The organism is Acinetobacter higginsii (assembly GCF_000369845.1).
Classification (GTDB): domain Bacteria; phylum Pseudomonadota; class Gammaproteobacteria; order Pseudomonadales; family Moraxellaceae; genus Acinetobacter; species Acinetobacter higginsii.
The window spans coordinates 95,416-108,881 of record NZ_KB850212.1; the positions used below are offsets into that span (position 1 = coordinate 95,416).

Annotated in this window: 10 protein-coding genes; 2 read left to right on the forward strand and 8 right to left on the reverse strand. The window is 40.4% G+C overall.

What is annotated here, in order from left to right; all coding sequences use genetic code 11:
* Positions 1-23: 23 nt before the first annotated feature.
* Together F885_RS14780 and F885_RS14775 are read right to left on the reverse strand one after the other, a co-directional pair.
* The gene (locus tag F885_RS14780; RefSeq protein WP_005202478.1) at positions 24-1,352 is read right to left on the reverse strand and encodes a polyamine export protein PaeA; all 1,329 of its coding nucleotides are present in this window, start codon (positions 1,350-1,352) and stop codon (positions 24-26) included.
* A gap of 201 nt (positions 1,353-1,553) precedes the next feature.
* Positions 1,554-2,555, reverse strand: a complete 1,002-nt coding sequence (locus F885_RS14775; protein WP_004808464.1) for a LysR family transcriptional regulator — start codon at positions 2,553-2,555, stop codon at positions 1,554-1,556.
* Positions 2,556-3,085: 530 nt separating this feature from the next.
* On the opposite strand from F885_RS14775, the gene F885_RS14770 reads away from it, so the two are divergent.
* A complete protein-coding gene (locus F885_RS14770; RefSeq protein WP_004808463.1) occupies positions 3,086-4,690 on the forward strand; it encodes an isocitrate lyase in 1,605 nt (534 codons plus the stop codon).
* A 310-nt stretch (positions 4,691-5,000) separates the two neighbouring features.
* Here F885_RS14770 and F885_RS14765 read toward each other — a convergent pair whose 3' ends face one another.
* The 3 genes from F885_RS14765 to F885_RS14755 all read right to left on the reverse strand — a co-directional run bounded on the left by F885_RS14765 (position 5,001) and on the right by F885_RS14755 (position 7,585).
* A complete protein-coding gene (locus F885_RS14765) occupies positions 5,001-5,627 on the reverse strand; it encodes a superoxide dismutase (protein ID WP_005202479.1) in 627 nt (208 codons plus the stop codon).
* Positions 5,628-5,857: 230 nt separating this feature from the next.
* The gene (locus tag F885_RS14760; protein ID WP_005202480.1) at positions 5,858-6,478 is read right to left on the reverse strand and encodes a superoxide dismutase; all 621 of its coding nucleotides are present in this window, start codon (positions 6,476-6,478) and stop codon (positions 5,858-5,860) included.
* Between the two features lie 348 nt (positions 6,479-6,826).
* Positions 6,827-7,585, reverse strand: a complete 759-nt coding sequence (locus tag F885_RS14755; RefSeq protein WP_005202481.1) for a Nif3-like dinuclear metal center hexameric protein — start codon at positions 7,583-7,585, stop codon at positions 6,827-6,829.
* Positions 7,586-7,773: 188 nt separating this feature from the next.
* On the opposite strand from F885_RS14755, the gene F885_RS14750 reads away from it, so the two are divergent.
* Positions 7,774-8,961 carry a trypsin-like peptidase domain-containing protein gene (locus F885_RS14750; protein ID WP_004808459.1) on the forward strand — a complete coding sequence of 396 codons (1,188 nt, stop codon included), beginning with the start codon at positions 7,774-7,776 and terminating at the stop codon, positions 8,959-8,961.
* Positions 8,962-9,290: 329 nt separating this feature from the next.
* Here F885_RS14750 and F885_RS14745 read toward each other — a convergent pair whose 3' ends face one another.
* From F885_RS14745 to F885_RS14735, 3 genes are all read right to left on the reverse strand, one after another.
* Positions 9,291-10,496, reverse strand: a complete 1,206-nt coding sequence (locus F885_RS14745) for an MFS transporter (protein WP_005202483.1) — start codon at positions 10,494-10,496, stop codon at positions 9,291-9,293.
* Between the two features lie 150 nt (positions 10,497-10,646).
* A complete protein-coding gene (locus F885_RS14740) occupies positions 10,647-11,783 on the reverse strand; it encodes a porin (protein WP_005202491.1) in 1,137 nt (378 codons plus the stop codon).
* A gap of 83 nt (positions 11,784-11,866) precedes the next feature.
* Positions 11,867-13,213: an MFS transporter gene (locus tag F885_RS14735; protein WP_005202492.1), complete on the reverse strand. Its 1,347-nt coding sequence runs from the start codon at positions 13,211-13,213 to the stop codon at positions 11,867-11,869.
* Positions 13,214-13,466: the final 253 nt, after the last annotated feature.

A 13,466-nucleotide genomic window follows, 5' to 3' on the forward strand; every position in this document is an offset into this window, starting at 1 on the left:
TGGGCTTTTTTTAGCTTTCAAGATTAATCATCTTGGGATACTGGAGATTCACCTTCGAGATTTGGTAAAACTTGGGTTACCAGCAATTGGTCAATTTTATAGTGGTCAATATCGACAACTTCAAATTTGAAACCAGCATATTCAACAGCATCGGCAGGACGTGGGATCTTGCGTAAACGATACATGATAAAGCCTGCAATCGTTTCGTAATTCTCATTTTCAGGGAATTCTTCGATGGTTAATGCGTGTTTTACATCTTCAATTGGTGTACTGCCATCAATCAGCCAAGAATGATTATCGCGTTTGATAATCTGCTTTTCTTCATCCATCGGTGTGACCCAGTCGCCCATAACCGTGATCATAATATCGCTGAGCGTGATAACACCAACAACCAAAGCATACTCGTTGATCACAACAGCAAACTTTTCTTTGGTTGAACGGAAACGATCCAGCAATTCAGACAAGGTTAAAGAGTCTGGAATAATCAGGACATTACGGATGGTTGATTCATTGAGTTGGGTAAAGGATTGATTGTTTAAGATGCGTACCAGAATATCTTTGGCATCGACATAACCAATCACTTGATCAATATGTTCACTGCACACTAAGAATTTTGAATAAGGATGTTCAGCCAGTTTTTGACGAATACTCTGTTCAGGTTCATTCAAGGTGAAATAAACAATATTTTCTCGTGCCGTCATGCTGGATGGGACAGTTCGTTCTTCAAGCTCAAATACATTTTCAATGAAATGATGTTCTTGTTTTTGTAAGACACCAGCTTGTGCACCGGCATTTACAATGGCAGAAATATCATCAAAAGTCATACTATCATCGCGTTTAGTATCAATTTTAAAGATTCTAAAAATTGAATTTGCAATGATATTAATAAACCAAGCCAATGGTCTGCAGATTTTGATAAAGATCGTAATTGGATTGATGACTTTAATGGCTAGTTTTTCTGGGAAAATCATGGCCAAACGTTTTGGCATCAAATCAGCAAATAAGATAAATAGGGAAGTGACTGTTAAAAAAGATAAGCTGAATCCGATGGTATCTGCCCAAGGCCCCGGGTAAAGCTCAGTCGCCAAATTGTGGAAGTAAGGACGCAATGAGGATTCACCGACAATACCCCCCAAGATCGCAACAGCATTCACACCGACTTGCGTAGATGCAAAAAAGTCTGCAGAGTTTTCTTGTAACTCAATGACTTTATTTGCTCTTTCCTCACCGCTTTCAGCAATGAGTTTGAGTTTGAGTTTTCGTGATCCAGCAATCGCGATTTCAGATAAGGATAAAAAGAATGAACATGCGACTAGAAGAACTAGAATCATCATGCTTTGTAAAATATCCATACATCACCTATGTTGATAGGACACAGCCTATAAAGTCGCTTATGCAAATAATTGTTTGTAACGCATTATTTCACTCGCTTATTCTTTAAGAGAATATAATCTATCAATAAGTAAAAGAAATAAATTTTTATTGATATTATTATTAAAACAATCAGCCACACAGAAAATATGGCTGAAAATTCATCTTGTTAATGTGTCAGTTTAGAAAAAACTATGTGGTAATTGTGAATTGCCATTATTCAACAAATACTCACGATTTTCTTCTTCAATCATTTGACGTGCAACAAATAGGATCAATTGTCTGAGCCAACGATGTGCAGGATGATGATGTAACAACGGACACCAAGCCATTTTAAGTTCAAATTCGGGAATATAGAACGGAGGATCCTTTATAACCAGTCTAGGATTCTGTGTTTGTAAGCGTGCCATACGTGTTGGTAGCGTCGCGATTAAATCTACATTTTGCGCTAACAGTGCTGGCATTTGATAATGACGGGTAAATACAGAGATCTTACGGCGTTGACCGATACGCTCTAACGCTTGATCAATCCAACCTAATCCAGCTTGTTTTTCTGGATTAACACCAAAGCCGACACCCATACCTGTTTTAGATACCCAAATATGCTGTGCATCTAAATAGCTTTTTAAATTGAGATGAGTCACTGCAGGGTGTTTATCATTTAAAATACAGCTAAAACTATCACGCCATACTAAGACCTGGTGGAAGCTTTGCGGGATTTCGTTGAAGCGGTTAATGGCTAAGTCAACTTTACCTTGTTCCATATCACGGTAGGATACGTCACTTGGGGTTAAGAAATCCAAGACCACGTTTGGTGCTTCTGAGCGTAAAGCTTTTACTAAACGTGGAACTAAAGTCGCTTCGGCATAATCGGATGTCATAATCCGGAATACACGATTACTGGTATAAGGACGGAATTCAGTACGCGGTTCAAGGATCATTGACAGATCAGCTAGCGCATCTCGAATACGTGGCTGTAATTCTAATGCGCGTTCTGTTGGCGTCATGCCCTCAGAAGAACGAATGAGTAGGGGGTCGTTAAATAAATTACGTAAACGACGCAGAATATTACTCATCGCAGGCTGGGTAACGCCCAATTGCTCTGCTGCGCGGGTGACATTTTTTTCACGAAGAAGTACGTCAAGATAAATTAATAAATTGAGATCGACGCGCTCCAGATTCATAAAAAAAATACCGAAAATAAAATCCTTGAATTGCCTTGAATTATGACATATCCAAAGGGATTTGTGTAACTTAATCCTACATAAAAGCAACAGCCTCAATGCTTATGCTTCAACTTGGCACATTCTGTCGAATTATTTAATTTTGACGGCTTTTTATGCTGTGGTTTTGTATTCAAATTGAAGGAAAATACACAGAAAAATTGTCATTTTCTGCAACTCAAATAAGCAAGTTTCAGCTTTTTATGAACTGATGAGTCTAGAAAATGGGGCTAAAATTTGATGCTTGGCCCAAGTTGTGTATTTTGTAAAATTAATAAAAACAAATACTTGTTTGGTGTTTTTTGTATTCTTGAAAAATGGTTATACATATATTTTTTTAGAAAATACTGAAGATTAAGCCAGAATATTGGATAAAACACTTGCCAAAGACTAAGCTGTGATACATGTTGATGAGGTGCTTTAAATCTAGACTAATTAAAATCAGGATTTATTAGCAATCATTCGATGCCAATCCGCAAAAGGAATATATCATGTCTACATATCAAACAGCGATTGATGCAATCCGCGAACTAAAAGCAAAATTCGGCGACACTTGGCGCGATATTAGCCCAGAAGATGCTGCGCGTATGCAAATGCAAAACCAATTCAAAACTGGTTTAGATATTGCTAAATATACAGCTGCGATTATGCGTCGTGATATGGCTGCTTATGATGCTGATTCTAGCAAATATACTCAATCATTAGGTTGCTGGCACGGTTTTATCGCGCAACAAAAAATGATTGCGAACAAAAAATACTTCGGTACAACTGAACGTCGCTATATCTACCTTTCTGGTTGGATGGTTGCTGCACTTCGTTCAGAATTTGGTCCACTTCCTGACCAATCTATGCATGAAAAAACTTCTGTACCTGCTTTGATCGAAGAAATCTACACTTTCTTACGTCAAGCTGATGCGAAAGAACTTAATGATTTATTCCGTGCGCTTAAAAAAGCAAACGAAGCTGGTGATACTGCTAAAGCTGCTGAAATCACTGCTCAAATCGACGGTTTCCAAACTCACGTTGTGCCAATTATTGCGGACATCGACGCTGGTTTCGGTAACGAAGAAGCGACTTACTTACTTGCACGTAAGATGATCGAAGCGGGTGCTTGTGCACTTCAAATCGAAAACCAAGTATCTGACGCGAAACAATGTGGTCACCAAGCTGGTAAAGTAACAGTTCCACACGAAGACTTCATCGCTAAAATCCATGCATTACGTTATGCATTCTTAGAAATGGGTCTTGATGACGGTATCATCGTTGCGCGTACTGACTCTGAAGGCGCTGACTTGACTCAAAAAATCCCAGTGGTTAAAGAGCCAGGCGACATCGCTTCTCAATACATCAGCTACTTAGATACAACTGAAATTGACATTGCTGATGCTCAAGAAGATGAAATCTTGATCAAACGTAATGGTAAATTACACCGTCCTAAGCGTTTAGCTTCTGGTTTATATCAGTTCCGTGCTGACACTCAAATTGACCGTGTTGTACTTGACTGTGTATCTAGCCTTCAAAATGGTGCAGACCTTCTTTGGATCGAAACTGCGACTCCAAACGTAGAAGAAATCGCTCACATGGTTAACCGTGTACGTGAAACTGTTCCAAATGCGAAGCTTGTTTATAACAACAGCCCATCGTTCAACTGGACTTTAAACTTCCGACAACAAGCTTACGACCGTTGGGTTGCTGAAGGTAAAGACGTTTCTGCTTACGACCGTGCTAAATTAATGAGCGCTGAGTACGATGCTACTGAATTAGCTGCTGATGCAGACGCTAAGATCCGTACATTCCAAGCAGATGCTGCTCGTGAAGCGGGTGTATTCCATCACTTGATCACACTTCCGACTTACCACACTGCTGCGCTTTCTACTCATGAGCTTGCACAAGGTTACTTCGGTTCTGAAGGTATGTTGGCTTATGTTGCTGGCGTACAACGTAAAGAAATCCGTGGTGGTATCGCTTGTGTTAAACACCAAGCAATGGCGGGTTCTGACATCGGTGATGATCACAAAGAAATCTTCTCTGGTGACAACGCTCTTAAAGCACACGATGATGCTAAAAACACAATGAACCAATTCGCTGCTCACTAAGCACTGAACTGATTCAAAAGAAAACCCTGCGAAAGCAGGGTTTTTTTATTGCTTTAAAATAAATACTTAAGACTGAATCTTTGTTTCAAGAAAACTAATTAGGGTCTTTCTGATTATTCGTGATGAGACGCTTTCTATTGAAAGAATTTATTCAATGAGATCTATCTTTATTAATCTAAGGACGATGTAAAAGAGACTTTATTTAAAAAGAGCAAGTGAATTGAATGGCTGAGTTGAATGATTCCATCAAAATATAAGCATAAAAAAACTGCTCATAAAGAGCAGTCTTTTAAGTTTGGGAAATAATAAATTATTTCTCAACACCTGCTGGTTGACCTGCAAGTTTAGCATTTGCATAGTCCCAGTTTACTAAGCTTTCTAGGAAAGTTGCGATGTACTTAGGACGTAAGTTACGGAAGTCGATGTAGTAAGCGTGTTCCCATACGTCGATGGTTAATACTGCAACTTGGCCATGAGCAAGTGGAGTATCTGCATTGGCAGTTTTAGTAATCGATAATTTACCGTTTACTTCATCAGCAACTAACCAAGCCCAACCTGAACCGAATTGAGTTGTTGCAGCAGCAGTAAATTCCTCTGCAAACTTTTCGTAGCTACCAAAAGCTTCTTCAATTTTCGCTGCAATCGCACCTGTAGGTTTACCACCACCATTTGGCTTCATGCTGTTCCAGTAGAACGTGTGGTTCCATACTTGCGCAGCGTTGTTAAAGATACCTGCTTTAGATGCATCACCAGCAGACGCTTTGATGATTTCTTCTAAAGATTTACCTTCAAGGTCTGTACCTTTGATTAAGTTGTTTAAGTTAACAACATAAGTATTGTGGTGTTTGTCGTGATGGTATTCTAAAGTTTCGCGAGTGATGTGTGGCGCTAAATCATCATAGCCATATGGAAGTGCAGGTAAAGTAATGGTTGTCATGTTTCATTCCTTGCAAATTTGCTGGGTTTTACATTAAGTGCCTTTATTGTAAATGATTCTATAGATAATAGGGCAGTCTTTTAATACACAAAATATGCAAAAAATTTCGTTATGAGACATATACGATACAACAATGATTAGAGTTTTTAGCTCGTTTAGTGAACGTTCTAAGACACTCTAACCCGTTTTTTATGGAGATACTGAATCAGGCCGAGCTGATTCGAAAATTATTATACTTTTGCTTGTAACGCTTGGTGATAACGGCGATTGACCTCATTCCAATCCACCACATTATAAAATGCAGCAATATATTCAGGACGGCGATTTTGGTATTTTAAATAATACGCATGTTCCCATACATCCAGACCTAAAATAGGTGTATTGCCATGCATCAAGGGTGAGTCTTGATTGCCGCTACTTTCGACCACTAATTTGTGTTCAGGCGTGACGCTCAGCCATGCCCAACCACTGCCAAAACGACTAATCGCTGCCTTGGTGAATGCATCTTTAAAAGCATCGAAACCACCAAGTTGTTGATCAATGGCTTCAGCAATATCACCTGTAGGTTCTCCACCACCTTGCGGGCTCATGACTGTCCAAAAAAGTGAATGATTTGCGTGTCCGCCACCATTATTGATCACCATATTTTTAAGATCTGCTGGAACTTCATTCACTTTGGCGACTAGTTCCTCTACAGGGAGTTGTTCCCATTCTGTGCCTTCAATTGCGCCATTAATATTATTGATATAGGTCTGATGGTGTTTGCTATGATGAATTTCCATGGTTTTGGTGTCAATGTTCGGTTCGAGTGCATCATATGTATAAGGAAGCGCCGGTAAAGAATAAGCCATGTGTTTGATTCCTTTTGTAATCAATGTGGTTTTATTACGATGAATTGAAGCGCCTTCATTATTTATTTAAAAGCAAATGAGAATCAATGTCTTTTAATTTGCTTTTATCTATGCGAAATGGAGTAAAAAATAAATTTTATTTATCATTTGTCTGTTGGGTCTTGAATTGACTTGCCAATGAAAGAAAGGGGATGTGTTCTGGGTTAGGCTTTATAAGCCCCAAGATAAGGTAAAGACGTTGCAATGCTGGTGGTGTTAACGCAAATCTTAATTTGAAAATGGATTCATTTAAAAATTATGAAGAGAAGGAGTGAAAATAATTCCACTCCTTCAAATGGTTGACTCGAACTAGATCGGATTGTTGAGTTCGAAGTATTCGGTTTTGATTGAAAACTGTTTGGTAATGGCCTGTGCTAAACGCTGTACACCATAACGTTCAGTTGCATGGTGACCACATGCAAAATAATGTACCCCTAGTTCTTTTGCTTCATAAAAAGTACGTTCGCTAACTTCGCCAGAAATATAAGCATCACAGTCTGCTTGAGCTGCTTTTGCAATAAAATCTTGAGCACCGCCTGTGCAGAAGCCTACTTTTTTAATTACAGTTTTATCACTTGGTAGATGAATCACATTAAAGTCAAAAATGCTCTGTAACTTCGCCTTAAATTGTTCTGGACTTAGCGGATTGTCTAAATAGGCAATGTTGCCAATTGGATGCTTTTCGTTTGGATCCAAAGCTTCTAAATCTTTTAGACCGATCAAATCGGCAATAGCGATGTTATTGCCCAAAGTTGGATGTGCATCCAAAGGCAGGTGATACGCGATCAGGGAAATATTATTTTGAATCAGTTTCTTGATACGATTGCCGCGCATGCCTGTAATTGGGTAGGGTTCACCTTTCCAGAAATAACCATGATGGACCAGTAATGCATCGGCTTGTTGGGCAATTGCAGCATCAATTGCATCTTCAGATGCAGTCACGGCACATACAATTTTATTGACTTCAGGCTTACCTTCGATCTGTAAGCCGTTTGGCGCGTAGTCTTTAAATTCATTGGCTTTTAAAGTCTGGTTACACCATTGCACAATGTCATGCAAATTTGCCATGCGATTCCTCAAATGATTTACATCTTTTCTCAGCAACAATAAGAACATATTTTCAAATGTAACTAAAGCTAGACAAAACTTTTTTAACTTTTGCATTGATTTTAAGCAATTTACTTTACAATGGTGGAAACTTCCAGTTCTTCAATAAATTACGTTCATTACATAATTTCGCCTAGAGGATAATAGACGTGCGCCGTGCATTTACATGGTTACCTTGGGTATTACTCATTCTTGTTATATTTAGTTTTCTGGCTTGGCAGAAATCACATCAACCGAAACCAACGGTGGCTGCTGATGGGGTAAAAATGCCAGCAGAAAAGGTTGAACCACTGATTGATACCACGCGTACGGGTGGGGTGGTTTCGTATAGTGCTGCGGTCAAAGTGGCGGCACCTGCTGTGGTGAATATCTTTACCACACAGAAAGTGAAACAGATGAATCATCCATTATTGAATGATCCTGTATTTCGTGAGTTTTTTGGCAATCAAATGCCGCAACAACCTCAAAACGAAAACAGTTTGGGTTCAGGCGTCATTGTACGTGCGGATGGTTATATTTTAACGAATAATCATGTGATTGCGCAGGCTGAGCATATTGTCGTGGCTTTACAAGATGGACGCCGTGCTGAAGCGACCGTGGTTGGCACTGATCCAGACACCGATTTGGCGGTAATCAAAATTGAATTGGATAAATTACCGGTGTTGCCATTTAAATTAAGTGGTAATGAAGTGGGTGATGTTGTGCTCGCGATTGGTAACCCATTTGGTGTCGGTCAAACTGTGACTCAGGGGATTATCTCTGCTACGGGACGTTCGGATTTGGGCATCAATACCTATGAAGACTTTATTCAAACCGATGCTGCGATTAACCCAGGTAACTCTGGCGGTGCATTGATTGATGTTGCGGGTAATTTGATTGGGGTCAATACGGCGATCTTCTCGCAATCGGGTGGTTCACTTGGAATTGGTTTTGCGATACCTGCCAAAGTGTGTCAGCAAGTTCTTAATTCCATCTTGAAAGATGGGCGTGTAGTACGTGGTTGGTTAGGAATTAGCTTAATTCCAAATAACATTGATGAAGATGTTTTGACCGCTAAACCAGTTGGTGTCACTGTTGCAGATGTATTACGTGGCGGACCATCTGATTCTGCAGGGATTAAGCGTGGCGATAAGATTATTCAAGTGAATAATGAGCAGATCTCTTCAGCATCGCATTTGATTAATTATGTTGCGTTACAAGCACCAGAAAGTTTAATTGATGTGGTGATTGAGCGTGAAGGCAAACAACAAACTTTGCAGGTTAAAGTTGGAGAGCGTAAAGTGCAACAAAATGCACAATCGCAATATATTCCATTGCCTAAGCGTCAACAACAGTAAGGCCGCTTAGATGATAAATAAGGGCTGCCAATGAGCAGCCTTTATTTATTTGAAGTCATAAAAAAAGCGTGTTGATCGACTGATCAACACGCTTTTTGCATTTTATCGACTTTTTTATTTTTCATTAAAGCATCGAAATTTGATGGTTTGATGACAGAGTTTTGATGTTTATATGACAAAGACCAAGCACAAGCGCTCTGCTTCAATGTGCACAAAATGCTTGATTGAAGTACTCAAACAAATCAGGGGTTTGAAACCAGATCAAGATCGAAAGACTCATCAAACACAGAAGCGTGACAAACAATAGCAACTTAAAATGACGTTCTATATTAGTCATGAATCACAGCCTCTTCATTCACGAAAAGATGGATGACAACACCAAAAGCACTTAGCACTAAACAGGCGAGCCAAATCATATTGTAGTTGCCTGCAATATCATGATTGACCCCACCGAGCCAGCCGCCAAAGAATGAGCCGATTTGATGGGTAAAGAACACAATACCACTGAGCATGGATAAATATTTGACGCCAAACATATTGGCCACAATCCCATTGGTGAGCGGAACAGTGGAAAGCCAGAGTAGTCCCATAATGATCCCAAAACTATAAACGGTCAATGTGCTGAGTGGGAGTAGTAGAAAAGCAATAATAGCAATACCGCGTAAACCATAAAGCAGCATCAGCAATCTTGGTTTTGAATAGCGATCACCTAACCAACCTGCACCATAGGTCCCTACAATATTAAATAGACCGACCAGTGCCAAGAATATCGTACCTGTTGTGGCATCAAAGCCATGATCAATTAAATAACCAGGTAGGTGTACGCCTAAAAATACCACTTGGAAACCACAGACCAGAAAGCCGAGCGATAACCACCAAAATGGTTTGTGTTTTCTTGCGATGTGTAAAACCTGTTTAAAGCTTAAACTTGGCTGATTTAGCGCTTTAGGTGCTGTAGAAGCAGGGGATTTCAATAACCAAGCCAAGGGGACAATGAATGCAATAGCAAAGGCACTCACCAGCAAAGCAGAAGACCAACCGATGGTTTTAAGGAATAACAGAGTTGAGGGCAGCATAATAAACTGCCCAAAGGAACCCGCAGCACTGGCAATCCCCATGACCATACTGCGTTTCTCTGGTGGTGCAGCGCGACCAACCGCAGAAAGCAATACGGTAAAAGAGGTCGCAGATAAGGCGAGTCCAATCACGAGCCCTAAGCTGAGGTTAAGTAAGAGTCCTGTAGAGCTAAATGCCATAAGGACTAAGCCAATAGCATAGAGTACCCCTCCCGCCATCACGACTTTTTTAGTACCGTACTTGTCAGCAATCGCACCGGTAAAGGGTTGTGCAGCCCCCCAGATCAGGTTTTGCATGGCAATCGCAAAACTAAAAATATGATGGCCCCAACCAAAACTATCGCTCATGGGTACCAGATATAAACCAAAGCCATGGCGTACACCCAATGAAAGTGCGAGAATCAGCGCACTTCCGATCAGCATATAGACCAATTGTTTGGAAAATTGAGGGTTTGACATTGTTGTTGTAATCTTGGAATAAGTGAAAAGTATTCTAAAATACTTCTCATCATATTTCGATTCCCTGCAAAAATAATTGTGACAAGATGCAAAGTCATCAAAACAGTCAACTGTAAATTGACCGTTTTGTTTCAAATGGCAGGATATAATTTAGAACTTAAATTCCAAGCCTAATCCGACAACAGGTTGCTTGTCTTTTTTATCTGCTTGTTCAAGTGTTAAATAACCTACATAGCCATAGCTTTTCACCTGCTTACTAAAGGCATAATCAGCCCCGGCCATGATTTGTTTGGCTTTAAAATCAGCTGTGGTGTTTTTAAAGTGAGTATCATTCTGGCTATATTGTGCTTTGAGTATCCATTTTTTTGCATTTGGAAGAATATATTCGGCACCCACTAACCAACCTTGAGCATCATCAATATTGTTGGCTTTTGTGGCCCATTTTGTTGTTTCTGTTGGATCTGCATAGCTAGTTTCTTCAACATCGGAACGTTGATACAAGCTTTTAATCGCCAAGCCTTCAAACGGATTTAAACGTCCGATGGCACGTATGGTATTTGCTGCGGCAAAAGCTTGTGTGTCGGCTGTATAAGCCTGTCTTGTGGCAACATTGAGAAAGCCACGTCCTGCAAAAGTGCTTGGAATGGCTTTGTCATAGCCAAGTCCTGCGACAAAAAATGGATGTTCATAAACCAGACTGGCAGACCATGCATCGCCTAAGCCGCGACCTGCGACTTTTGCACCGCCGCTGGATGTTTTAATTCCAGATGATTCTCCAGTGGCGAGCAGAGCATTCAGTTTAACCACGCCTTGAGAGAGATGAATGGCTGGTGATTCATAGAGAATGACGTTATCGATACGGTTTTCTCCAGTCAGAATCCCACCAATATCTGCTTTATTTGCCACATAATTATTGAAAATATCAACTGTGCTTGAGAGCTGTTTGACCGGCGTATCATGTTTACCCACTTTGATGGTGCCGAGTTGACTGTCCTTTAATCCGACAAAGCGGTTTCGTTGCGTCCAGTCTGTTCCATCGCCGTCAGCACTTAATCCCCATTCAATTGCATAGACCGCACTTAGATGCTCAGTCAGTTTGTCATCTCCTTTAATGCCTAGATATGAACTATTGGAGCTAACCTCCCACACATCTTTATTTGAGCTGTTGGCATTTTTTTCTGGCAAGTAATCGATACTTGCATCAATTTCCCCATAAAGTGTAGGTGCTGCAAAAGTAGTACTGGTTAAGCATCCAAGCATGGCAAAGCCAAGAAGATTCAATTTCATATTGAGACCCCTGAAAAATGGTGTTGAAGTATTTAATTTGGAAATCGTGTGGGAGGGTTTATCCCACACAAAATGTGTTGTGATTAAGCGAGAGAGTTACGTTCTAATACAGCTTGCTCGAACAATTGTTGTTCTTTGGCTTTATGTTCGACCGAGAAGCGAATGAGGATGACACTGAATGCGGCTACGGTCACCAAAGCACCTAAAATCATCAGGCAGGTTTGTACGTCGAGTAAACCTTTGAGTAAGAAGCCTGCAGCAACTGCACCGACATTACCGCCTGCACCGATGATACCTGCGACACCACCTAAAGCATTGCGATCAATAAAAGGTACAAGCGCGTAAGTTGCACCACAAGACATATGGGTAAAGAGAGCAAAAACGGTCATGCTAATAATTGCAAGTGCTACGGTATTCATCTGAGAAAAAAGTATGAGGAATAAGCCTTCACATAGAATCATGATAAACAATACTTTTGTGCGACCATCTAAACCTTTTGATATTGCAACCTTATCTGAAAGATAACCTCCGAGTGCACGGGCAAATAGGGCAAGCAGACCGAAAATACCAGCAGTCAAACCTGCTTCTTTAAGGCCCATATTGAAGTGATCGACATAGTACATTGCAGCAATGTTATGAATAAAAATTTCAATACCAAAACAGGCAGCATAAGAGACAAATAGAATCCAAACACGGTAATTACGGGCTGCTTGCATCAGAATCGCAACACCGCCTTTTTTGCCAGCACCAACTTCGATACCTTGCTCACGAAGTTCTTTAAAGTTTCCTTGAGGGCAATCTTGAGTAAGCTTCCAATACAGGACACCCACGATCAGCATCATGATGCCTGGTACAAGTAATGCGATTCTCCAACCCATTGCTTGTTCTACACCAAACATGACGATTGCACCTAAGATAAGAGGCATGATGGCTTGGGTTGCACCACCTCCTGCATTTCCCCAACCTGCCGAGGCTGCATTTGCTGTACCTACAACGTTTGGTGCAAACATCACGCTGGTATGGTATTGGGTAATCACAAAGCTCGCGCCAATTGCACCAATCAATAAGCGGAAGAATAAGAAGGATTCATAGGTATTTGCAGCAGCAACACCAAAAACAGGAATACTACCAAGCAGTAAAAGAGCAGTGTAGGTCTTACGTGGGCCGTATTTATCACAGAGTGGGCCAACGATGAGTCGAATTAAAATGGTAATGGCAACTGCTGCAATGTTGATATTGGCAATTTGATCTTTGGTTAAATTGAACTCGCCTTTGATGACTGGCATGAGGGGAGCACAGGCAAACCACGCGAAGAAACACACGAAGAATGCCAACCATGTCATATGGAACGCTCGCATGGCAGGTGTAGAAAAGCTAAATAATTTTATTTCGGTGGCTTTTTTTGCATCAATATTCATTGGTGAAGACATAACTTTCTCCTGAACTGCACGTCATTTATTTTGCTTAGGCATTACGCTGATTAAGCAAATCGAACAGAACGGACGCCGTTGGCCGTCATCAAATATGTTTATGAATCGTCGTTGATTCAATGTGTTTGATATATAGCAAGTGCCGTGCCAGAAAAATAAATTAACCAAATGAATAATTTAAAATGTTAATCATCAAGGTGTTTATAAGAGGATTGAGTGAATCAAGAATATTGGTATAAATGTGGGGTCGTAG

Coding starts and splice junctions, on each gene's coding strand:
- F885_RS14760 (WP_005202480.1), bottom strand. CDS start 6,478: ATGGCTTATTCTTTACCGGCGCTTCCTTATACATATGATGCACTCGAA.
- F885_RS14765 (WP_005202479.1), bottom strand. CDS start 5,627: ATGACAACCATTACTTTACCTGCACTTCCATATGGCTATGATGATTTA.
- F885_RS14780 (WP_005202478.1), bottom strand. CDS start 1,352: ATGGATATTTTACAAAGCATGATGATTCTAGTTCTTCTAGTCGCATGT.
- F885_RS14755 (WP_005202481.1), bottom strand. CDS start 7,585: ATGGCAAATTTGCATGACATTGTGCAATGGTGTAACCAGACTTTAAAA.
- F885_RS14735 (WP_005202492.1), bottom strand. CDS start 13,213: ATGTCTTCACCAATGAATATTGATGCAAAAAAAGCCACCGAAATAAAA.
- F885_RS14770 (WP_004808463.1), top strand. CDS start 3,086: ATGTCTACATATCAAACAGCGATTGATGCAATCCGCGAACTAAAAGCA.
- F885_RS14745 (WP_005202483.1), bottom strand. CDS start 10,496: ATGTCAAACCCTCAATTTTCCAAACAATTGGTCTATATGCTGATCGGA.
- F885_RS14775 (WP_004808464.1), bottom strand. CDS start 2,555: ATGAATCTGGAGCGCGTCGATCTCAATTTATTAATTTATCTTGACGTA.
- F885_RS14740 (WP_005202491.1), bottom strand. CDS start 11,783: ATGAAATTGAATCTTCTTGGCTTTGCCATGCTTGGATGCTTAACCAGT.